Here is a 22,542-nt window from a genome sequence, read left to right on the forward strand (position 1 = left end):
GCTGTGTCCTTCGGTTGGCGGCGTACATGAACCAGGGCCATGGCCTTCAGGGGGAGGAACGATGGCGGACCGCTTCGGGCCGGTGCACGACCGGGCCGACACGAACGACGCCGGTGTCGGCATCGGCAGCGGCGTCAGCCCGGACAGCGGCGGCGCGCGCGAGGAGCCGATCCGGGTTCTCGTGGTGGACGACCATGCCCTCTTCCGCCGGGGACTGGAGATCGTCCTTGCCCAGGAGGAGGACATCCAGGTCGTCGGTGAGGCCGGGGACGGCGCGGAGGCGGTGGACAAGGCGGCCGACCTGCTGCCCGACATCGTGCTGATGGACGTACGGATGCCCAAGCGCGGCGGGATCGAGGCCTGCACCTCCATCAAGGAGGTGGCACCCAGCGCGAAGATCATCATGCTGACGATCAGTGACGAGGAAGCCGATCTCTACGACGCGATCAAGGCGGGCGCCACGGGTTATCTGCTGAAGGAGATCTCCACCGACGAGGTGTCCACCGCGATCCGGGCAGTCGCCGACGGGCAGTCGCAGATCAGCCCTTCAATGGCCTCCAAGCTGCTCACCGAGTTCAAGTCGATGATTCAGCGCACCGACGAGCGCCGGCTGGTGCCCGCTCCCCGCCTGACCGAGCGGGAGCTGGAAGTACTCAAGCTCGTCGCGACCGGGATGAACAACCGGGACATCGCCAAGGAGTTGTTCATTTCCGAGAACACCGTGAAGAACCACGTCCGCAACATTCTGGAGAAACTCCAGCTGCATTCCAGGATGGAAGCTGTGGTCTACGCGATGCGGGAGAAGATCCTCGAAATCAGGTGAGGGCCTCGCCGAGCGCCGCTGCCAGCGGTTCCCGGAGGTCCGCCCCGGCCACGCGCTCCAGCCGGACATCGGTACAGCCGACCCAACGGGCCGCCTCCACCAGGGCTTCGGCCATCGGCCGGACGGCCTTGCGGCTCTCCAGTGACACCTGCCGGGCGACCAGGGTCGTCCCCTCGCGCGCCGGGTCCACCCGCCCCAGCAGGTGCCCGCCCGCGAGCAGCGGCATCGCGAAGTAACCGTGTACGCGCTTGGCTTTGGGGACGTACGCCTCCAGCCGGTGGGTGAAGCCGAAGATCCGCTCGGTCCGGGCCCGGTCCCAGATCAGGGAGTCGAACGGCGACAGCAATGTCGTGCGGTGCCGGCCGCGCGGTGTGGAGCCGAGGGCCTCGGGGTCGGCCCACGCAGGTCTGCCCCAGCCCTCGACCTCCACCGGCACCAGGCCCGAGTCGGCGATCACCGCGTCCACCTGTTCCCCCTTCAGGCGGTGGTAGTCGGCCAGGTCCGCGCGGGTGGCCACGCCCAGCGACTGCCCGGCCAGCCGGACGAGGCGCCGCAGGCATTCCGCGTCATCCAGGTCGTCGTGCAGCAGCGCGTCCGGGACGGCGCGCTCGGCCAGGTCGTACACGCGCTTCCAGGCGCGCCGCTCGGTGCACACCACGTCGCCGGTGTCGAGCAGCCACTCCACCGCGATCTTCGTCTCGGACCAGTCCCACCAGGGTCCGCCGTTCTTCGCGCCGCCCAACTCCGTGGAAGTGAGCGGACCGTCGGCCTTCAGCCGGTCGAGCACCGCGGCGCAGGAGCGGTCGGCGTCCTCCATCACGTGCCAGCGGTGCCCGCGGGCCCGGCGGGCACGCCGCCGGAAGGCGAAGTGCGGCCACTCCTCGATGGGCAGGATGCACGCCGCGTGCGACCAGTACTCGAAGGCGGCCGGGGTCGATTCCCGCGCCTGCGGAACGGCTCCCGTCCAGTACGCCGACTCCACCGCGGAACGGCCCACGGCGCCCAGCCGGGCGTACGGAATCAGCTCGTGCGAGCGCGCCAGTACCGAGATCGTGTCCAGCTGCACCGCGCCGAGGTGCCGCAGCACGCCGCGCACTCCCGCCCTGCGGTCCGGAGCGCCGAGGAATCCCTGCGCGCGCAGAGCGATCCGGCGGGCGTCGTCGGCGGACAGCACGAGGGAGGGCGGCGGCAGACTCGTCATGGCCCGAACCCTAGCCACCGCCACTGACAACGCCCCGGCGGGCGGTGATCAGCTGCCCGCCCGGGCGGCGGGGAGGTACGGGTGCTCCGTCGGCAGACCGAGGTCGGACGGGAGCAGCGCCCCCACCCAGCTGTCACGCCGTACGCCGTTGTTGTGCAGTCCCGACCGCTGGACGCCCTCGAGGCGGAATCCGGCCTTCTCCGCGACGGAGCGCGAGCCGGCGTTGCCGACTTCCGCGCGCCACTCGAGCCGTTCCACGCCCAGCTCGGTGAAGGACCAGCGAGCCACCTGCCGCGCGGCCTCCGTCATATAGCCGCGGCCTCGGTGCTGCTTCGCCGTCCAGAAGCCGATCTCCCACGTCCCGGGAAGCGACCGCAGGGTCACCCCGACGGAGGCGGCGAGCTCGCCGGTGTCCCGGAGCAGCACCGCCCACGCGAGAGCGGACCCGTCCCGCCAGCCGTCCGGGACCATCTGTCCGGTGAAGCCCTCCGCGTGCTCGCGCCCGTACGGGGAGGGGATGGTCGTCCAGCGCTGGATCTCGTCGTCCTGGCAGGCCAGGAAGACGGCCTCGGTGTCGCCCGGCTCGAACGGGCGCAGCAGCAGGCGCTCCGTAGTGAGTGTCACGGTGTCCATCACCCGATTCTGGGCCGCTTCCGCGGCGGAGCGCCACAAGTTTTGGGTACACCTCCGGGCACCTCACGCGCCCTACCGTCGTTCTAAAGGTGCGGACCTCCCGGCCCGGGCGGGTCCTCGCTTACGATGGCCGTTGCGGTGGGGCCCACCTGCCGTGCCCGCACCGTGTTGAACAAACTCGACGGTGCCAGGCCCGACCGGCAAGGAGACCAGCCTCAGTGTCCGTCTTCAACAAGCTCATGCGTGCAGGCGAAGGCAAGATCCTGCGCAAACTGCACCGCATCGCGGACCAGGTCAACTCCATCGAAGAGGACTTCGTCAACCTCTCCGACGCCGAGTTGCGCGCGCTCACCGAGGAGTACAAGGAGCGGTACGCCGACGGTGAGAGCTTGGACGACCTGCTCCCCGAGGCGTTCGCGACCGTGCGTGAGGCCGCCAAGCGCGTACTCGGACAGCGCCACTACGACGTGCAGATGATGGGTGGCGCGGCGCTGCACCTCGGCTACGTCGCCGAGATGAAGACCGGTGAGGGCAAGACCCTCGTCGGTACGCTCCCGGCCTACCTCAACGCGCTTTCCGGCAAGGGCGTGCACCTGATCACGGTGAACGACTACCTGGCCGAGCGCGACTCCGAGATGATGGGCCGGGTGCACAAGTTCCTCGGTCTCGAGGTCGGCTGCATCCTCGCCAACATGACGCCCGCGCAGCGCCGCGAGCAGTACAACTGCGACATCACGTACGGCACGAACAACGAGTTCGGCTTCGACTACCTGCGCGACAACATGGCGTGGTCGAAGGACGAGCTCGTCCAGCGCGGCCACAACTTCGCGATCGTCGACGAGGTCGACTCGATCCTGGTCGACGAGGCCCGTACCCCGCTGATCATCTCCGGTCCCGCCGACCAGGCCACCAAGTGGTACGGCGACTTCGCCAAGCTCGTCGCCCGCCTGAAGAAGGGCGAGGCGGGCAACCAGCTCAAGGGCATCGAGGAGACCGGCGACTACGAGGTCGACGAGAAGAAGCGCACCGTCGCCATCCACGAGGCCGGTGTCTCGAAGGTCGAGGACTGGCTGGGCATCGACAACCTGTACGAGTCGGTGAACACCCCGCTCGTCGGCTACCTGAACAACGCCATCAAGGCGAAGGAACTGTTCAAGAAGGACAAGGACTACGTCGTCATCGACGGCGAAGTCATGATCGTCGACGAGCACACCGGCCGTATCCTCGCCGGCCGCCGCTACAACGAGGGCATGCACCAGGCGATCGAGGCGAAGGAGGGGGTGGACATCAAGGACGAGAACCAGACTCTCGCCACGATCACCCTGCAGAACTTCTTCCGCCTGTACGACAAGCTTTCCGGCATGACCGGTACGGCCATGACCGAGGCCGCCGAGTTCCACCAGATCTACAAGCTGGGCGTCGTGCCCATCCCGACGAACCGGCCGATGGTCCGCATGGACCAGGGCGACCTGATCTACCGCACCGAGGTCGCGAAGTTCGCCGCGGTCGTCGAGGACATCGCGGAGAAGCACGAGAAGGGCCAGCCGATCCTGGTCGGCACCACCTCCGTCGAGAAGTCCGAGTACCTCTCGCAGCAGCTGGCCAAGCGCGGCATTCCGCACGAGGTCCTCAACGCCAAGCAGCACGACCGGGAGGCGACGATCGTCGCCCAGGCCGGTCGCCGGGGCGCGGTCACGGTCGCCACGAACATGGCGGGCCGCGGTACGGACATCAAGCTCGGCGGCAACCCGGACGACCTCGCCGAGGCGGAGCTGCGCCAGCGGGGGCTCGACCCCGAGGAGCACATCGAGGAGTGGGCGGCGGCGCTGCCCAAGGCGCTCGAGAAGGCCGAGCGGGCCGTCAAGGCCGAGTTCGACGAGGTCAAGGAGCTCGGCGGGCTGTACGTCCTGGGTACCGAGCGGCACGAGTCACGCCGTATCGACAACCAGCTGCGCGGCCGTTCCGGCCGTCAGGGTGACCCGGGCGAGTCCCGCTTCTACCTGTCGCTGGGCGACGACCTGATGCGCCTGTTCAAGGCGCAGATGGTCGAGCGTGTGATGGCGATGGCCAACGTGCCCGACGACGTGCCGATCGAGAACAAGATGGTCACCCGGGCGATCGCGTCCGCGCAGTCGCAGGTCGAGCAGCAGAACTTCGAGACCCGCAAGAACGTCCTGAAGTACGACGAGGTGCTCAACCGGCAGCGCGAGGTCATCTACGGCGAGCGCCGGCGCGTCCTTGCGGGCGAGGACCTGCAGGAGCAGGTGCGCCACTTCATGGACGACACCATCGACGCGTACATCCAGGCGGAGACCGTCGAGGGCTTCGCGGAGGAGTGGGACCTGGACCGGCTGTGGGGCGCATTCAAGCAGCTCTACCCGGTGAAGGTCACTGTCGAGGAGCTCGAGGACGCGGCGGGTGACCGGGCCGGCATCACCGCCGAGTTCATCGCCGAGTCCGTCAAGGACGACATCCACGAGCAGTACGACGCGCGTGAGCAGCAGCTCGGCTCCGAGATCATGCGTGAGCTCGAGAGGCGCGTGGTGCTGTCGGTCCTGGACCGCAAGTGGCGTGAGCACCTGTACGAGATGGACTACCTCCAGGAGGGCATCGGGCTGCGCGCGATGGCCCAGAAGGACCCGCTGGTGGAGTACCAGCGTGAGGGCTTCGACATGTTCAACGCCATGATGGAGGGCATCAAGGAGGAGTCCGTCGGCTACCTGTTCAACCTGGAGGTGCAGGTCGAGCAGCAGGTCGAGGAGATCCCCGTGGAGGCCGTCTCCGACAAGGTGGGGGCCGGGAAGACCTCGCTGGCCAAGGAGGACGCCGTGCCGGCCGGTGCGCGTCCGGAGATCCGCGCCAAGGGGCTCGGCGCCCCGCAGCGGCCGGACCGTCTGCACTTCTCCGCGCCGACGGTCGACGGCGAGGGCGGTGTTGTCGAGGGTGACTTCGACAACGGCGGCCCCGCCCGCTCCGAGTCGGACGGCATGACGCGTGCCGAGCGCCGCAAGGCCCAGAAGGGCGGCGGCCGCCGCCGCAAGAAGTAGGGCGAATCGCCCGCGGCCGGGGCCGGACACCACTCGTGGTGTCCGGCCCCGGCGGTTTCGGCTGTCAGGTGGGGACACGTTCGCCGCCGAGTTCCACCGCGGCGCAACGCCAGCGCTGGTCGGCGCCCTGCTCCAGCCGGAACGCCATCGCGGTGACCCGCTCACCGGCCCCGATCCTGGCGAACGCCTCGATCACCCCGGGCCCGGGGTGGAACTCCCCGCAGTGCCGCACCACCGGCATCACCCGCTCCGCGGGGCGCAGCGGCGCGCCCGGGGCGAGTCGCACCAGCTGTTCGTACGCCTCGCCGATGGTGTGTCCCAGCATCCAGTGCACCGGGCGCTGACCGCTGAGGACGGCGAGCAGGCGGTCCGCGAACCAGTAGTGAGGCTTGTGCTGCCGGCGTGCGCGGGCCATCGCCGCTGCGGTGCCGGGACGGCGCTGGTCGTGCCGTCCGGCGGGCCGGGTCATGTTCATACCGATCACCCCCGAGGTGCCGGGCCCAGTGGAGTACCGGGCGGTAACTTCGTTGGTGATCTTCTACGGGTCCGGGGAAGGCGTCGCAAGGCGCGCCGCACGTGGCCGGCGGGGACGTGGATGTCACCTATCAGGGTGACGGGAATCCCGTCGCGGCCGTGGCACGCACGGCCCGGCCGGCGCCCGGGTGGACGGCGGGCGGGGGCCGGACCAGCACCCCGAAGGGGGACCGTCGCACGTATCCTGAGTCCGTCTCCCGACTACGGAAAGCGGCCAGTCATGCGCGTGTACGTCCCCCTGACCCTCCCCGGTCTCGCAGAGGCGCACAAGGCCGGCGAACTCGGTCCCGGCCCGTTGACCGCTTATGCGGTGACCCCCGCGCTGCGCGAGTGGTACGTCTCCGACGACATCGAGGAGCTCGAGTACGCTGCGCTGAGCCGGGCCGCCGCCGCCTCGCTCCGGCTGCTGGCCGGTGACCGCTCGGCCGCGCGCCGCAGGGTCGTCGTCGCCGTCGACGTACCGGACCGGCTGGCCGTGCCCGACCCGGACCGTGGGCTGGACGCCTCGGCGCTGGGCGAGGTGCGGATCGGATCGGCGGTGTCGCTGAGCAAGGCGGCGGCCGTACACGTGGACGCGGACGACGCGGAGGCCGCTGTGGCGGCTGCGGCGGCGGTGCTGGGCGCGGCGGACATGGGCGACGACGACGCGCAGTTCACGGTGGACGGCGCGGAGGACCACGAGCTGCTCTGGTACGGCGTGCAGGAGATTCCGAACCTCGTCGGCTGACGGAGCTGTCGGTGCCGGCGGGTACCGTCGTCGCATGGGGAAGTATGGGACGCACATCGTCTGGGACTGGAACGGCACGCTCTTTCACGACATCGACGCCGTCATCGACGCGACGAACGCCTCGTTCGCGGAGATCGGCCTGCCCCCGATCACGCTGGAGCGCTACCGCGAGCTGTACTGCGTACCGGTTCCGCGCTTCTACGAGCGGCTGATGGGCCGGCTCCCCACCGATGCCGAGTGGGTGGTCATGGACGAGGCCTTCCACCGGCACTACTGGGCGTTCGCCATGACCTCGGGGCTGGCTCAGGGAGCGGACGAGCTGCTCGCGGACTGGCAGTCCGCGGGGCTCACCCAGTCACTGTGCTCGCTCGCCCCGCACGAGAACCTGGTACCGATCGTGCGCACGCACGGCATCGAGGACCGCTTCATTCGTGTGGACGGCCGGATCGGGCCGTCGCACACCGGCAAGGCGGAGCACATGGTCCGCCACCTCGCCGCCCTGGAGGGCATCGCCCCCCACCGGATGGTCGTGATCGGCGACGCCGTCGACGACGCGTTGGCCGCAGCGCACGTGGGCGCGGGCGCGGTGCTCTACACCGGTGGCTCGCACAGCAGGGCAAGCCTGGAGACCGCGGGCGTACCGGTGGTGGACACCCTGGCCGCGGCGGTGGCGGTGGCGGAGCAGATGGGCAGCCGGGCGGCCGGAACGTCACCAGAGGAAGCAGCCGGCCGATTGCGTCATAATCGGGGCATATGAGCCCGTCGGGCGTCAGTCCTCTTGGCGGCGTTTGCCGCCGCCAAGCGCGGACCGTCCCCGGTGACGGCGAAAGGCGGTGAGTCATGCCTGCCCCGTCGGACCACTCCGCCACCCGTTCCCCCGCCGGCGACGGGTCCTATGGCGAGCGGGTGTTCCGCCCGGAGGAGGCGGGCGAGGACGACCGCATCGACCTCGGCGCTCTCGCCTACGACGACATCACCGCGGCACGGCTGATGAAACTGGGGGCCGGGCCGGGCTGGCACTGTCTGGACGTGGGTGCGGGGACCGGTACGGTCGCCCGGCTGCTCCTGCGCCGAGGCGGTGTCGCTGCCGTCCTCGCGGTGGACCGCGACATCCGCTTCCTCGCGGCCCACCCCACACCCGGGCTCACCGCCCTGGAGGCGGACATCACTGCTCCGGACTTCGGTCCCGGCCTGTTCCAGCTGGTCCATGCACGGTTCGTCCTCATGCACCTGCGCTCCCCACAGCAGATGGTCACCAAGCTCAGCACGCTGCTTGCCCCCGGCGGAGTGCTGGTGCTCGGCGATGCCGTGGACCTGACCACCGCCACAGCGCCCACCACGCCGTACACCGAGGTCATGCGGGCGATGTGGCAGGGCCTGCGGGACAGCATCGGCACCGACATCTCCTGGGTGCCGGGGTATCCCCAGCTGCTCCGGGCGGCGGGGCTCGTGTCCGTGGCAGCCGAAATCCATGTGCCTCCTCTCCTGCCCGGAAGTCCCATCAGCCGCTTCTGGGCCGAGACATGGGGCCGGGCCCGCGAGGCCATGGTGGCCACCGGGCTGGTGGGCGACGCGCGGATCGACGAGGCCGTCCGGTATCTGGAGTCGCCCGAGTGCGCCGGAATCTCTCCGGGAATGATCACCGCTTGGGGATGGAGACCCGAGGGGCCGCCGACGACAGCCGTCGCTGACCGGTCGGGGCGCGCACCACACTGAGCGCAGTGGCGGCGCGCCCGGCGGCCTCCCTGCGGCGGAGCGCGACGGCGTCAGCTCGCCGGCGCCTTGGAGCGAAGTACCGTCAGGAACTCCCGCATCCAGCTCGAGTGGTCGGGCCAGGCGCGGGCCGACACGAGCGTGCCGTCGACCACCGTCTCGACGTCCTGGAAGGTGGCGCCCGCCGTCTGCATGTCCAGCTCCAGGGCCGGGTACGCGGTGACGCGGCGCCCGCTGAGGCCGCCGATGGCCGCCGTCAGCAGCGGACCGTGGCAGATCTGCGCGATGGGCTTGTCGGAATCGAAGAAGTACTTGAGAATTTTGCGCAGTTCGGGATCGTTGCGCAGATACTCGGGCGCCCGGCCGCCGGGAATGACCAGCGCGGCGTACTCTCCGGGGTCGACCTCCGAAAAGGCCAGGTCGGCGGGCCAGGTGTAGCCCGGCTTCTCGGTGTAGGTGTCGAAGCCCGGCTCGAAGTCGTGGACCACGAACTGGAGCTTCTTGCGCGCCGGGGCGGCGATGTGGACCTCGTACCCCTCCTCGCGCAGACGCTGGTACGGGTAGAGGACTTCCAGTGACTCCGCCGCGTCACCGGTCACGATGAGGATCTTCGTTGTCATGACTGCTGCTCCTCGCCAGTGGACTGTCGCCAACGTGCACCGGTGGCAGGAGTTTGCCAAGAGGGCACGCGTCGCTGTCCAGAACGTCAAACTTCACCCCCTTCTTTTGTACACATACGGCTCATGACGGGTCGGGGGGGCGGGGCGATAGCCTGGACCCGTGATCAGCGCGATACGCCTCGGGGGCAGTGAAGCCCCCGGCCTGTGCCCGGCGCACCACCGTGCCCGGGCCTTCGCTGGTCCCTGCTGCCAGGGCCGGCCGGCTGTGACATTGGCCGATTCCGCCCCGGTCATCTCTCATCCCGACATAGCGTCGACTCCGACCGGACACCCCGCGTCTCGGCGTTACGTCATTTCTTCCTTCACCTACGTCACGCAACGGCGCGCGACAGGAGCCAGAGGACATGCAGACCAAGCTGGACGAAGCCAAAGCCGAGCTGCTCGCACGGGCGGCCCGGGTAGCTGAGCACAACGGGGAGGGCCCCAGCCGGGACGAGCTCCTCGCCTACCTCCAGCGCTACTACCTGCACACAGCCCCCGAGGACCTGACCGACCGCGACCCGGTCGATGTCTTCGGCGCGGCGCTCTCGCACTACCGACTGGCCGAGAACCGTCCGCAGGGAACCGCCAACGTCCGGGTGCACACCCCGACCGTCGAGGAGAACGGCTGGACCTGCAGTCACTCCGTCGTCGAGGTCGTCACCGACGACATGCCCTTCCTGGTCGACTCCGTCACCAACGAACTCTCCCGCGAGGGCCGCGGCATCCATCTCGTGATCCACCCGCAGGTGGTCGTCCGGCGCGACCTCACCGGCAAGCTCATCGAGGTCCTCGGCTCCGACTGTGATGCGCACGGCGAGGACACCGCCCGTCCGCACGACGCGCTCGTCGAGTCCTGGATCCATGTCGAGATCGACCGCGAGACCGACCGCGCCGACCTCAAGCAGATCACCTCCAACCTGCTGCGCGTTCTGTCCGATGTGCGCGAGGCCGTCGAGGACTGGGAGAAGATGCGCGACGCCGCGCTGCGCATCGCCGACGAACTGCCCAGTGAGCCCACTGCCGACGATCTGCGCGACCTGGAGGTCGACGAGGCGCGCGAGCTGCTGCGCTGGCTCGCCGACGACCACTTCACCTTCCTCGGCTACCGCGAGTACCAGCTCACCGACGACGACTCGCTGGCCGCCGTCGCCGGCACCGGCCTCGGTATTCTGCGCTCCGACCCGCACCACAGCGGCTCCGACGACGGCCACCCTGTCTCGCCGTCGTTCAACCGGCTTCCCGCCGACGCCCGCGCCAAAGCCCGCGAACACAAGCTGCTCATCCTCACCAAGGCCAACAGCCGCTCCACGGTGCACCGCCCGAGCTACCTCGACTACGTCGGCGTGAAGAAGTTCGACGACAACGGCAACGTCATCGGCGAGCGGCGCTTCCTCGGCCTGTTCTCCTCCGCCGCCTACACCGAGTCGGTACGCCGCGTCCCGGTCATCCGCCGCAAGGTCGCCGAGGTGCTCGAAGGCGCCGGCTTCTCGCCGCACAGCCACGACGGCCGTGACCTGCTGCAGATCCTCGAGACCTACCCGCGTGACGAGCTCTTCCAGACCCCGGTCGACCAGCTGCGCTCGATCGTCACCAGCGTGCTGTACCTCCAGGAACGCCGCCGGCTGCGGCTCTACCTGCGTCAGGACGAGTACGGCCGCTACTACTCGGCCCTGATCTACCTGCCGCGCGACCGCTACACCACCGGTGTCCGGTTGCGTCTGATCGACATCCTCAAGGAGGAGCTCGGCGGCATCAGCGTCGACTTCACCGCCTGGAACACCGAGTCGATCCTCTCCCGCCTGCACTTCGTCGTCCGTGTGCCGCAGGGCACCGAGCTGCCCGATCTCACCGACGCCGACGTCGAGCGCATCGAGGCCCGGCTCGCGGAGGCCGCCCGCTCCTGGGCCGACGGCTTCGCCGAGGCCCTCAACGCCGAGTGCGGCGAGGAGCGCGCCGCCGAGCTGCTGCGCCGGTACGGTTCAGCGTTCTCCGAGGGCTACAAGGCCGATCACTCGCCGCGCGCCGCCGTCGCCGATCTGGTGCAGCTGGAGCGGCTGTCGACGAGCGACAAGGACTTCGCGCTCTCGCTGTACGAGCCGGTGGGCGCCGCCCCCGGCGAGCGTCGCTTCAAGATCTACCGCACGGGTGAGCAGGTCTCCCTCTCCGCCGTCCTGCCGGTTCTCAACCGGCTCGGTGTCGAGGTCGTCGACGAGCGCCCCTACGAGTTCCGCTGCGCGGACCGCACCCACGCCTGGATCTACGACTTCGGTCTGCGGATGCCCGCCCCCGTGGCGCACGGGGACTACCTCGCCGACGACGCCCGCGAGCGGTTCCAGGAGGCATTCGCGGCGGTCTGGACGGGCGCGGCCGAGAACGACAACTTCAATAGCCTGGTGCTGCGCGCCGGTCTGGACTGGCGGCAGGCGGTCGTGCTGCGCGCATACGCCAAGTACCTGCGGCAGGCCGGTTCCACCTTCAGCCAGGACTACATGGAGGACACCCTCCGCAACAACGTCCACACCACCCGGCTGCTGGTCTCGCTCTTCGAGGCCCGGATGTCGCCGGACCGGCAGCGGGCCGGCACCGAGCTGACCGACGCGCTGCTGGAGGAGATGGACCTGGCGCTCGACCAGGTCGCCTCGCTCGACGAGGACCGCATCCTGCGCGCCTTCCTCACCCTCATCAAGGCCACGCTGCGCACCAACTTCTACCAGGAGGCGGCGGGCGGCAAGCAGCACGAGTACGTCTCGATGAAGTTCGACCCGCAGGCCATCCCGGACCTGCCCGCGCCCCGCCCGGCGTACGAGATCTGGGTCTACTCGCCGCGCGTCGAGGGTGTCCACCTGCGCTTCGGCAAGGTCGCCCGAGGCGGCCTGCGCTGGTCCGACCGCCGGGAGGACTTCCGTACCGAGGTCCTCGGCCTGGTCAAGGCGCAGATGGTGAAGAACACCGTCATCGTGCCGGTCGGCGCCAAGGGCGGTTTCGTCGCCAAGAACCTGCCGGACCCGGCCGTCGACCGCGAGGCCTGGCTGGCCGAGGGCATCGCCGCGTACCGCACCTTCATCTCCGCGCTGCTCGACATCACCGACAACCTGGTGGCCGGCGAGGTCGTGCCGCCCGCCGATGTCGTCCGCCACGACGAGGACGACACGTACCTCGTCGTAGCCGCGGACAAGGGCACCGCGACCTTCTCCGACATCGCCAACGAGGTCGCGCAGTCCTACAACTTCTGGCTCGGTGACGCCTTCGCGTCCGGCGGCTCGGCGGGCTACGACCACAAGGGCATGGGCATCACCGCCCGCGGAGCGTGGGAGTCCGTCAAGCGGCACTTCCGCGAGCTGGGCACCGACACCCAGAGCGAGGACTTCACGGTCGTCGGTGTCGGTGACATGTCCGGTGACGTCTTCGGCAACGGCATGCTGCTCAGCGAGCACATCCGTCTTGTCGCGGCCTTCGACCACCGCCACATCTTCATCGACCCGAACCCGGACTCGGCGGTCTCCTACGCCGAGCGCCGCCGGCTGTTCGAACTGCCGCGCTCGTCCTGGGCCGACTACAACAAGGAGCTGCTGTCCGCGGGCGGGGGCATCCACCCGCGTACGGCCAAGTCCATCCCGGTCAACACGCACATGCGCGAGGCCCTCGGGATCGAGGCCGGCGTCTCCAAGCTGACCCCGGCCGAGCTGATGAAGGCCGTCCTCAAGGCCCCGGTGGACCTGCTGTGGAACGGCGGCATCGGTACGTACGTGAAGTCCGGCGCCGAAACGCAGGCCGACGTCGGCGACAAGGCCAACGACGCGATCCGCGTGAACGGTGAGGACCTGCGCGTCAAGGTCGTCGGCGAGGGCGGCAACCTCGGTCTGACCCAGCTCGGCCGCATCGAGTTCGCCACCAAGGGCGGCCCCGAGGGCACCGGCGGAAAGATCAACACCGACGCCATCGACAACAGCGCAGGCGTGGACACCTCCGACCACGAGGTGAACATCAAGATCCTGCTGAACGCGGTCGTCGCGGACGGCGACATGACCGTCAAGCAGCGCAACAAGCTGCTCGCCGAGATGACCGACGAGGTCGGCCGGCTGGTGCTGCGCAACAACTACGCACAGAACGTCGCGCTGGCCAACGCCGTCGCCCAGTCGCCCAGCCTGCTCCACGCCCACCAGCGCTTCATGCGCAGGCTGAGCCGCGACGGGCGGCTCGACCGCGCCCTGGAGTTCCTGCCGAACGACCGGCAGATCCGCGAACTGCTCAACAACGGCCGCGGGCTGAGCCAGCCGGAGCTGGCCGTTCTGCTCGCGTACACCAAGATCACGACCGCGGACGAGCTCATCGCCACCGAGCTGCCCGACGACCCGTATCTGCGCCGGCTGCTGCATGCCTACTTCCCCCAGGCGCTGCGCGAGAAGTTCCCCGAGCAGATCGACGCGCACGCGCTGCGCCGCGAGATCGTCACCACCGTCCTGGTCAACGACACGGTGAACGCCGGCGGTTCGACCCTCCTGCACCGGCTCCGTGAGGAGACCGGGGCATCGATCGAGGAGATCGTGCGCGCACAGCTCGCGGCCCGCGAGATCTTCGAGCTCGGCAGGGTCTGGGACGACGTCGAGGCGCTCGACAACAAGGTCGCGGCCGGCATCCAGACCCGGATCCGACTGCACTCGCGCCGTCTGGTGGAGCGCGGCACCCGGTGGCTGCTCAACAACCGTCCGCAGCCGCTGCAAGTTGCCGAGACCATCGACTTCTTCAGCGAGGGTGTGGCGCAGGTCTGGACCGAGCTGCCCAAGCTGCTGCGTGGTGCCGACCTGGACTGGTACCAGCGCATCCAGGACGAGATGACCGAGGCGGGCGTCCCCGGTGACCTGGCCGGGCGCGTGGCCGGATTCTCCTCCGCCTTCCCGACGCTCGACATCGTCGCGATCGCCGAACGCACCGGCCAGGAGCCGATGGACGTCGCCGAGGTCTACTACGACCTCGCCGACCGGCTGCACATCACCCAGCTGATGGACCGGATCATCGAGCTGCCGCGGGCCGACCGCTGGCAGTCGATGGCCCGTGCCTCCATCCGCGAGGACCTGTTCGCGGCACACGCCGCGCTGACCGCCGACGTGCTGTCGGTGGGCAACGGGTCCTCCACTCCCGAGCAGCGCTTCAAGGCCTGGGAGGAGAAGAACGCCGCGATCCTCAGCCGGGCCCGCACGACCCTGGACGAGATCCATGGGTCGGACTCCTTCGACCTGGCGAACCTGTCGGTCGCGATGCGGACGATGCGGACGCTGCTGCGTACGCACAGCTGACCCGTACGACGCAGGGGGCGCCCGGACCTGGTCCGGGCGCCCCCTCCGCGTGTCGTGTCACTTCTTGTTGGTGAACTTCTCGTAGGCGTCGCAGACTTCCTCGGTCGGCCCGTCCATCCGCAGTGTGCCGGCCTCCAGCCAGATCGCCCGGTCGCAGGTTTCCCGGATCGTCCCGATGCCGTGGCTGACCAGGAACACCGTGCCGGCCTCCTGGCGCAGCTCGGCGATGCGCTGCTGACTGCGCCGGCGGAACTTGGCGTCGCCGGTGGCCAGCGCCTCGTCGATCATCAGGACGTCGTGGCTCTTTGCGGCGGCGATGGAGAAGCGCAGCCGGGCGCCCATGCCGGAGGAGTAGGTACGCATCGGGAGCGAGATGAAGTCGCCCTTCTCGTTGATCCCGGAGAAGTCCACGATGCCCTGGTAACGCTCCCGGATCTCCTGGCGGGTCATACCCATGGCCAGACCGCCGAGCATCACATTGCGTTCGCCGGTCAGGTCGCTCATCAGGGCGGCGTTCACGCCGAGCAGCGAGGGCTGCCCCTGCGTGTAGACCTTGCCGCGCGCGGCGGGCAGCAGCCCGGCGATCGCCTTGAGCAGGGTGGACTTGCCCGATCCGTTGGAGCCGATCAGGCCGATCGCCTCGCCCTTGTACGCGGTGAAGCTGACGCCCTTGACGGCGTGCACCTCGCGCGTGCCGGGGGCGGCCTTGCGGGAGATGATCCGGCGCAGCGCCGCGACGGCGCTGCCCTTGCCCGTGCCGCCGCTGTTGACCTGGTAGATCACATGGACGTCATCGGCGATCACGGTGGGAATTCTGGTGTCACTCTCAGCCACGGCCGTACTCCTCCTCTGCCTTCCAGAAGTAGACGAAGCCGCCGAATCCCGCAAGAACGGCCCAGGTAATAGCGAGAAACCACACATGGGGCGGCAGCTGGGCGGCGGTGAAACTGTCGATGAGGGCGAAGCGCATGAGGTCGATATAGACGGCCGCCGGATTGCCCTCGAGCGCCAGGACCACGAAGTGCGGAAGATCGGCGCGGCTCAGTACGTGGTCGAGGCTCCACATCACTCCGGACCCGTACATCCAGGTGCGCAGGAAGAAAGGCGTGAGCTGGCTGATGTCCGGCATGCGGTGGGCCAGCCGAGCCACGGTCAGCGCGCAGCCGGTGTTGAAGAGCGCCTGAAGGAACAGAGCGGGGACGGCCAGCAGCCAGGACGGCCGCGGGTGCTGGCCGAAGCAGACCAGCAGGACGGCCAGCACGCCCATGGAGAACAGCAGCTGCTGGAGCTGCTGGAGGGCGGATGCGAGCGGCAGCCCCGCGCGCGGGAAGTGCAAGGCCCGTACGAGGCCGATGCTTCCGGTGATCGCGCGGGTCCCTGTGCTGATCGTGGTGCTGGTGAAGTTCCAGACGAAGACGCCCGTGACCAGGAAGGGCACGAAGTCCGGGACCTGGCGGCCGGTACCGAGCAGGACGCCGAAGACGAAGTAGTAGACCGCCGCGTTGAGCAGCGGGGTCATGATCTGCCAGATCTGGCCGAGCTTCGCGGTGCTGTACTGCGCGGTCAGCCGGGCGGTGGCCAGCGTGCCGATGAAGTGGCGGAGCGCCCACAGCCGGCGGGTGTACTCGGCCATCGACGGCCGCTCGCCACACACGGACAGGCCGTGCGCTGCCGCCAGCTCGGCGGGGCTCGGCTCCCGGGCGAGGGCCTGCGCCCGGCCGGAGAGCTCGATCGTCCGACTCACAGCGGTCGCTTTCGTCAGAGGGACAGGGGCTGTGGACGAGGGGACGGACCCGTATCGTCGCTACGGGGAGGTTAAGGCGAGGAACGTCGCAACGCAACCGTATCGTCGTGACGCTAAGCTGTGTCCATGACCACCGACCCGGGACCCCCACGCCGCGTCCCCGCCGGAGCCGCAGTGCTCCGGGAGGACGTGACCGAAGCGATCCGTGCCGCTGTCTTCGAGGAGCTCGCCGCCGTCGGTTTCGCCCGCATGTCGATCGAGGGCATCGCGCGGCGGGCCGGTGTCGGCAAGACCGCCGTCTACCGCCGCTGGCGCTCCAAGCTGCACCTCGTCCTCGACCTGGTCTCCGCCTTCGCCGCCCAGGGCCTCCCGGTGCCTGCCACCGGTTCGCTGTACGGCGATGTCCGGGCGCTCCTCGAAGTGATGTCACACGTGCTGCGCCACCCCGTGGCCTCGCAGGTCATCCCCGACCTGCTGGTCGAGTCGGTACGCAGCACCGAACTCGCCGACGCCATCCGCGAGGCGCTGGTCGACGGCCAGCAGGGCATCGCCGGCAAGATCGTGCACGATGCCGTCGCCCGTGGGGAACTGCCCGGGGCCATCGACCCGGACCGGGCGCTCGACCTCGTCATCGGGCCGCTGTACTGGCGGCTCGTGGTGGTACGAACGGAATTGCCGAAGGGCTACCTGGACGAGCTGGCGGCCTCCGTGGTCGCGGGGCTGACCGCGCAGCGCTGACCTCGGGGCCGGCGACGCGGGCCGGCCGCAGGGCAGTCCGCAGAAGTCGTCGCGGGACCGGCCCCGGCAGGACGCGTCCGCGTCCTCGCGGGACCGGCCCCGGCAGGACGCGTCCGCGTCACGACGGGTTCACGGCCGCTTGGCCATGAGTATCCGGCTCCGCCGCCAGGGCCGTCGAAGATCGGCGCATGCGGTCCACTCGTACGGCTGTGCTGGTCCCCTTCGCGGTGATGCTCGGCCTGGGCCTCTGGGGCCTGGACCGGGGCACCATGTGGCGCGACGAGAGCGCCACCTTCCAGGTCGCGCGCCGCTCCGTTCCCGAGATCGCCCATCTGATCAGCTCGGTCGACGTCGTTCACGGTCTCTATTACCTGCTGATCCACTTCGTCCTCGCCCCCTTCCCGAGCGAAGTCGCCCTCCGGCTGCCGTCCGTGCTGGGCGCCGCCGGTTCCGCCGCGCTCGTCGGGGCCACCGGCGCACGCCTCGCCCGGCCACGGGTCGGGCTGTGGGCCGGGCTCGCGTACGCCGTCACGCCGTTCGCCGGTCACTACGCCCAGGAGGGGCGCTCGTACGCACTGGTCGCATGTGCCGCCGCCCTCGCCACCCTGCTCCTGTCGCACGCCGCCGAGCGGGGCGCTGCCCGGCTGTGGGCCGCGTACGCGGCGGTCGCCGCCTGCGCCGCGTTGCTGCACATGTTCGCGCTGCTGCTGCTCGCCGCCCACGCCGCGACGCTTTTGCTGTCGCGGGTCGAGCGGCGGGTATGGCGGGGATGGGCGGCGGCGGCCGGGACGGTCTGCGTGGCGCTGCTGCCGCTGGTGATGATGTCGCGCGGCCAGAGGGGTCAGGTCGGGTGGCTGGCGAAACCGGACGCGGTGGCCGCCGGCCGGCTCGTCCTCGACTTCACCGGGCCCAGAAGTTCGATTGTCGCCGTCACGCTGGCGCTGACCGTACTGGCCCTGCTGCGGCCGCTGCCCGGGAAGGCGCCCGGAGCGCTGACTCTGACGGCGGTGGCGCTGCCGCTCCTGGTGGTCCCCCCGGTGCTGCTGCTGGCTGTGTCCCAGTGGGAGCCGCTCTACTACGACCGCTATGTGCTCTTCTCCCTGGCGGGTGTGCCGCTGCTGGCCGCCGCCGGCGGGGAGCGGCTGATGCTCGAACTCGGCCGCGCGCTGCCGACCGCCGGGTTGCCCCGGCAGCTGACGGCCCTGGCCGGCGTGGTGGCCGTGGCCGGCGCCTTCTGCTGGCAGCTGCCCGACCACGAGCGGCTGCGCCGCCCGGCGTCGCGGGCCGACGACTTCGCCGCCATCGCCCGGACCGCCGACCGTGCCATGGGCCCCGGCGAGCCGGTCCTCTACCTGCCCGGCATCAGCCGCCGGATAGCTCTCGGGTATCCGGGCCGGTTCGAGGACGCCCGGGACGTGGCGCTGCTGGAGCCGGCCGCGCCGTCCGGAACGCTCTACGGCACCGAGGCCGACGGCGCCGAACTGCGCCGGAGAGTCGCCGGCCTGCACCGCGTGTGGGTGCTGATCGCACCGCCCGCCACCCGCCGCGCGTGGCAACCGGAGGCTCCCTCCGACCGTGCCAAACTCGCCTTGCTGCAGGAGCGGTTCTCTCGGCGCGAGGCCCACCGATCGGATGACGCGCTGCTGGTTCTCTATGTACGCCGGGATCCCAAGCGACCCGGAGCAGCTGACCCGCACCAGCTGACCGGGACCGGCTGACCGGGAGCAGCGGAACGTTCAGCGCAGCAGCCGGTCGACCACCCTGGCCGCCGCTCCACCGTCGTCCAGGTCGCAGAAGTCGGTGCGGAAGGAGGCGTACGCCTCGGCGTGGCGGGCGGCGAGCACGTCCAGGTCGCGCAGTGCCCCGATCAGCTCGCCGGTGTCGCGCAGCAGCGGCCCCGGGGCCCGCGCCGCTAAGTCCAGCGTGAAGCCGCGGACGGTGTCCCGGTAGTGCTCCAGGTCGTACGTGTGGAAGAGCATGGGCCGTCCGGTGTGTGCGAAGTCGAACATCAGCGAGGAGTAGTCGGTCACCAGGACATCGGCGATCAGCAGCAGTTCGCCGGCGCTGGGGTGGCCGGAGACGTCGTGCGCGAAGGGCGCACGGGCTCCGGGTACGCTGCCCGTGACCATCGGATGCCGCCGCACCAGAAGGGCGTGGTCCGTGCCGAGGGCGCGCTCGGCGGCCGCCAGGTCGAGGTTCGGGTTGAAGCGGTGACGGCCCGGTGCGTACGCGAGATGGTCCCGGAAGGTCGGTGCGTACAGCACGACGCGCCTGCCGTCCTCGATGCCGAGTTCCCGGCGTACCCGTTCCGCCGTCTTCCGCCGGTCCGGGGCGAACAGCAGGTCGTTGCCCGGCGATCCGGCCTCCAGCACCTCGCCCCCGTAAGCCAGCGCGCGGCGCAGTCGCGGAGTCGCGAAGCGGCTCGGCGAGACCAGGACGTCGAACTGGCGGGCCAGCCGGGGCAGCGCGCCGAGGTGGCGGTGGTCGGCGTAGAGGCTGCCGGTGAGATCCGTACCGATGCGCTTGAGCGGGGTGCCGTGCCGGATCTGTACGACGGTCTGGCCGTCCCGGCGCTCGAACCACTCCGGCAGTCGGCCGGCGGTGACGATCCGGCGGCAGCGCGCCAGCGCCTCGTACCAGGCGGCGCTGTGCAGTACGACGGCGGTCGCGGTGGGCGGGATCCGCGTCCGCTGGTCGTGCGCGACCCACAGCTGGCGGCTGCCGGTGCCGCGCCGCACCAGTTCCTCGTGGACGGCGCGCGGAGAGTCCCCGTCGAAGTACAACACCGCGTCGAGCATCGGCAGTGCGCGCTGCGCGGGGTAGTGCGCACTGCGCAGCGCGTGCTGACGGTAAGCGCCGCGCTCGGAGGGCGGCAGCAGCGAGCCCGCCGTGATCAGCAGCCGGTCGCCGGACCGTCGGTCGACGGTGAACTCCCGCCCCCGGTCCCTGCGGTGGAGGGGCAGCGCGCCGAACGCCGAGGCGAGTAGGCGCAACGGCGTCCCACGCCCGTCGAGCGGCGGCCGGGGCTCGTCCTCGTGCCCACGCGCACCCTCGCGCTTGCGCAGGAAGGCGTACCAGCCGCCCTCGTGCAGGGCGCCGCCTCCCGGCGCGAAGACCGCGGAGAAGCGCTCCCCGTCCCGCGCCACGGGAACGGTGACCTCCTCATGGGCGATGCCGTGCCGCAGCACCAGTTCGAGCCCCGGCTCCGCCGCGTCCCGGCCGCTGCTCGCGACCGTCCCCTCGATCCGGATGGCGGCCAGCCCGTCGTCCCACTCGACGCGGTCGGCGACCGGCCGCCGCGTCAGTTCCAGGGCGAGCCTCCCGTACGCGTCGGCGGTGACGCACAGCTCCCGCGAGTCCCGCGAGACCGCGCTGCCGAGCGCGTACCGCCCCGCCGCCATCTCCGCCGCCGCGGCCACCTCCACCCGCGAGCCGTCCGCCAGTTCCAGCGCGGCCTCGCACAGCTCCCCGTCCGGCGGCTCGACCTCCCGCGGCACGCAGTGCGGCTCCCGAGGCAGACCCGCCAGGTCCGCCGGCGCGATGCGTACAGAGAACCGCTCCCCGTCACCGCCCACCACCACCGGGTACGTGAGCGACCGCTCCACGTCCCGGCGGCCGATGCGCAGCGCGACCGGCCGCCGGCCGCCGTACAGCCGTCCGGTCAGCTCCACCGCATCGGCGTCGAGCCGGTGTCCCTCCACGCGCGCCGCGTACTCCCGTACCTCGAAGCCGGCCCGGCCGTCCCGGAAGTCCAGCACCAGGTGGTGCCCCTCACCCGTGTCGCGGACGAGGGGCTGCGCCGAGGCCGCGTCCGGGACGCGTACCGCGGCCCGGCGCACCACCCCGTGCCCGCCGACCACGACGCCGACCAGCCAGGCGCCGGGGAGCAGACGTCCGCGTACCCTCAGCCTCTCCGGATCGACCGTCATCTCGAAGCCCGACAGGTCGTAACAGTGCAGGTGTTGCCCGGAGTCCTCGGTGGCCTCCGGCGCGTACGCCGTCCGGGTCCGCACGCGTCGCAGCAGCGGACCACCGCCCGAGGACCTGCGCAGCAGGCCGGCCTTGAGGGAGTGGTGCGGAGCCGTCGCGCCGAGGTTGCGGACGTAGGCGTACCCCGTCAGGCGCAGAGTGCCGTCCTCCGTCCACCTGGCTTCCCGCAGCCGCGCCACGACGGGCAGTTCACCGCGGCGCAGCCGTGCGGTCCGCGGCGGTACGGCCGGTACGGCCGCCGCCCGGGTCCCGCCCCCGGCGGCCGGATACGCGGCGGTGCGCCGGCCCAGCGAGTCCCGCCGTACCGCGAACACCGCCCGCCCGGTCCGCTGTTCGAAGTCGAGAATGTCGAGCAGTTCGGGCAGCCGCCCGTCCCGCACCAGCTGCCACTTGATGCGCAGGTCGACGGGGAGCTCGCCGATGATCCCGGGGTCGGCGCGAGCCAGGAACGCGGTGGTGCCGGCGAGGAACGCGCTGCGGTACTCGGGGCTGCCCGCCGGAAGTCCCTCCAGGAAGTAGACGAAGTCGTCCTTGAGGCAGGACAGTTCGTACGCACGCCGCTGTCCCGCACTGATGCCCGCCGCACTGCTGCCGGCCGCTCCGCTGCCCGCCGGACCGTCGTCCCCGGGAGGGTGTTCCGTCAGGAACTGACGGACGTCCTCGCAGGCCGCGATCCTGTCCCGGACGCCCTTGACGTCCGTCCGCCGCCGGGTGATCGAGCCCTCGCGGACCCGCCAGTAGTAGACGTGCTCCGGCAGGACGTCGACCGAGTCCGCGAGGAAGTGCGCCGGAATCATCACCGGGGCGTCCTCGTACAGCCTGCCCTCCGGGAATGCGAAGCGGTGCCGGTCCCAGAAGCTGCGGCGGAACACCTTGTTCCAGGCCACCCGGTCGAGGAGCAGCTCCGGAGCGCGGGTGATGTGGGTCCGTTCGTGTGTGGTGGTGAACCGCCGGTACTGCCAGGCCTGTTCCCGGCCGTGCTCGGTCAGCCGCCACACGTTGCCGGTCGCGAAGTCCGACCCGGTGGCGTCGAGGACGGCCACCATGCGCTCGTAGGCGCCGGGGGCCACGAGGTCGTCGCTGTCGAGAAACGCCAGATAGGGCGTGCCGGGGGTGGTGTGCCGCACACCTGTGTTGCGCGCCGCGCTGAGCCCCGCGTTCGGCTGCCGCACGTATCTGAACCGCGGGTCCCGCTCGGCGAATTGTCTCGCGATGCGGGAGCTGGCGTCCGTCGAGCCGTCGTCCACGATCACCACTTCCACCGCGACTCCCGTCCGGTCGGTCACCGACCGCAGGCACGCTCGGAGGTACTCCTCCACGTTGTGGACGGGGACGACGACGCTGAGACGTGGTTTCACGGAAGGTCAAACCCGGGTGACGGTCGGGGGTCACCACGACTGAGCCGAACGGGTGATCCGCCGTTTTCGCTCCTCGTG

15 protein-coding genes are annotated in these 22,542 nt (G+C 70.4%); 8 read left to right on the top strand and 7 right to left on the bottom strand.

Features of this window, described 5'->3' with window-relative positions; translation table 11 throughout:
• Positions 1 to 61: 61 nt before the first annotated feature.
• On the top strand, positions 62 to 823 hold the full coding sequence (locus AB0M62_RS30110; protein WP_366077486.1) for a response regulator transcription factor: 762 nt from the start codon (positions 62 to 64) through the stop codon (positions 821 to 823).
• Here the strand turns inward: AB0M62_RS30110 and AB0M62_RS30115 are convergent.
• The gene (locus AB0M62_RS30115) at positions 816 to 2,024 is read right to left on the bottom strand and encodes a crosslink repair DNA glycosylase YcaQ family protein (RefSeq protein WP_366077487.1); all 1,209 of its coding nucleotides are present in this window, start codon (positions 2,022 to 2,024) and stop codon (positions 816 to 818) included. The genes AB0M62_RS30110 and AB0M62_RS30115 overlap by 8 nt on opposite strands.
• Before the next feature lie 48 nt (positions 2,025 to 2,072).
• Positions 2,073 to 2,657: a GNAT family N-acetyltransferase gene (locus tag AB0M62_RS30120; protein ID WP_366077488.1), complete on the bottom strand. Its 585-nt coding sequence runs from the start codon at positions 2,655 to 2,657 to the stop codon at positions 2,073 to 2,075.
• 218 nt (positions 2,658 to 2,875) lie between these two features.
• On the opposite strand from AB0M62_RS30120, the gene secA reads away from it, so the two are divergent.
• On the top strand, positions 2,876 to 5,704 hold the full coding sequence (gene secA, locus AB0M62_RS30125) for a preprotein translocase subunit SecA (protein WP_366077489.1): 2,829 nt from the start codon (positions 2,876 to 2,878) through the stop codon (positions 5,702 to 5,704).
• Between the two features lie 64 nt (positions 5,705 to 5,768).
• Here secA and AB0M62_RS30130 read toward each other — a convergent pair whose 3' ends face one another.
• Positions 5,769 to 6,179 carry an Rv3235 family protein gene (locus AB0M62_RS30130; protein WP_366077491.1) on the bottom strand — a complete coding sequence of 137 codons (411 nt, stop codon included), beginning with the start codon at positions 6,177 to 6,179 and terminating at the stop codon, positions 5,769 to 5,771.
• A gap of 279 nt (positions 6,180 to 6,458) precedes the next feature.
• Between AB0M62_RS30130 and AB0M62_RS30135 the strand changes: the two genes are divergently transcribed.
• The 3 genes from AB0M62_RS30135 to AB0M62_RS30145 all read left to right on the top strand — a co-directional run bounded on the left by AB0M62_RS30135 (position 6,459) and on the right by AB0M62_RS30145 (position 8,681).
• Complete coding sequence (locus tag AB0M62_RS30135) at positions 6,459 to 6,965, top strand: hypothetical protein (RefSeq protein ID WP_366077492.1); 507 nt, start codon at positions 6,459 to 6,461, stop codon at positions 6,963 to 6,965.
• Positions 6,966 to 6,999: 34 nt separating this feature from the next.
• Positions 7,000 to 7,722, top strand: a complete 723-nt coding sequence (locus AB0M62_RS30140; protein WP_366077493.1) for an HAD family hydrolase — start codon at positions 7,000 to 7,002, stop codon at positions 7,720 to 7,722.
• 83 nt (positions 7,723 to 7,805) lie between these two features.
• Positions 7,806 to 8,681 carry a methyltransferase domain-containing protein gene (locus AB0M62_RS30145; RefSeq protein WP_366077495.1) on the top strand — a complete coding sequence of 292 codons (876 nt, stop codon included), beginning with the start codon at positions 7,806 to 7,808 and terminating at the stop codon, positions 8,679 to 8,681.
• 50 nt (positions 8,682 to 8,731) lie between these two features.
• Here AB0M62_RS30145 and AB0M62_RS30150 read toward each other — a convergent pair whose 3' ends face one another.
• Positions 8,732 to 9,298: a DJ-1/PfpI family protein gene (locus AB0M62_RS30150; protein ID WP_366077496.1), complete on the bottom strand. Its 567-nt coding sequence runs from the start codon at positions 9,296 to 9,298 to the stop codon at positions 8,732 to 8,734.
• Between the two features lie 404 nt (positions 9,299 to 9,702).
• Between AB0M62_RS30150 and AB0M62_RS30155 the strand changes: the two genes are divergently transcribed.
• Positions 9,703 to 14,634, top strand: a complete 4,932-nt coding sequence (locus tag AB0M62_RS30155) for an NAD-glutamate dehydrogenase (RefSeq protein WP_366077497.1) — start codon at positions 9,703 to 9,705, stop codon at positions 14,632 to 14,634.
• Between the two features lie 57 nt (positions 14,635 to 14,691).
• Here AB0M62_RS30155 and AB0M62_RS30160 read toward each other — a convergent pair whose 3' ends face one another.
• Together AB0M62_RS30160 and AB0M62_RS30165 are read right to left on the bottom strand one after the other, a co-directional pair.
• Entirely contained in the window at positions 14,692 to 15,468 is a 777-nt protein-coding gene (locus AB0M62_RS30160; RefSeq protein ID WP_366077498.1) for an ABC transporter ATP-binding protein, read from the bottom strand.
• Positions 15,461 to 16,378 (bottom strand): ABC transporter permease, encoded by a 918-nt coding sequence (locus AB0M62_RS30165; RefSeq protein ID WP_366077499.1) that lies wholly within the window; start codon positions 16,376 to 16,378, stop codon positions 15,461 to 15,463. The genes AB0M62_RS30160 and AB0M62_RS30165 overlap by 8 nt, the downstream gene beginning before the upstream one ends.
• Before the next feature lie 126 nt (positions 16,379 to 16,504).
• Here AB0M62_RS30165 and AB0M62_RS30170 point away from each other — a divergent pair, with 126 nt between their 5' ends.
• Both AB0M62_RS30170 and AB0M62_RS30175 read left to right on the top strand, forming a co-directional pair.
• Entirely contained in the window at positions 16,505 to 17,116 is a 612-nt protein-coding gene (locus AB0M62_RS30170) for a TetR/AcrR family transcriptional regulator (RefSeq protein WP_366077500.1), read from the top strand.
• 188 nt (positions 17,117 to 17,304) lie between these two features.
• Positions 17,305 to 18,834, top strand: coding sequence for a glycosyltransferase family 39 protein (locus tag AB0M62_RS30175; protein WP_366077501.1), 1,530 nt, complete (start codon positions 17,305 to 17,307; stop codon positions 18,832 to 18,834).
• 18 nt (positions 18,835 to 18,852) lie between these two features.
• On the opposite strand, the gene AB0M62_RS30180 is transcribed toward AB0M62_RS30175, so the two are convergent.
• Complete coding sequence (locus tag AB0M62_RS30180; RefSeq protein ID WP_366077502.1) at positions 18,853 to 22,464, bottom strand: CDP-glycerol glycerophosphotransferase family protein; 3,612 nt, start codon at positions 22,462 to 22,464, stop codon at positions 18,853 to 18,855.
• Positions 22,465 to 22,542 lie beyond the last annotated feature (78 nt).

This window comes from Streptomyces sp. NPDC051219 (genome assembly GCF_040682335.1).
Taxonomy (GTDB): domain Bacteria; phylum Actinomycetota; class Actinomycetes; order Streptomycetales; family Streptomycetaceae; genus Streptomyces.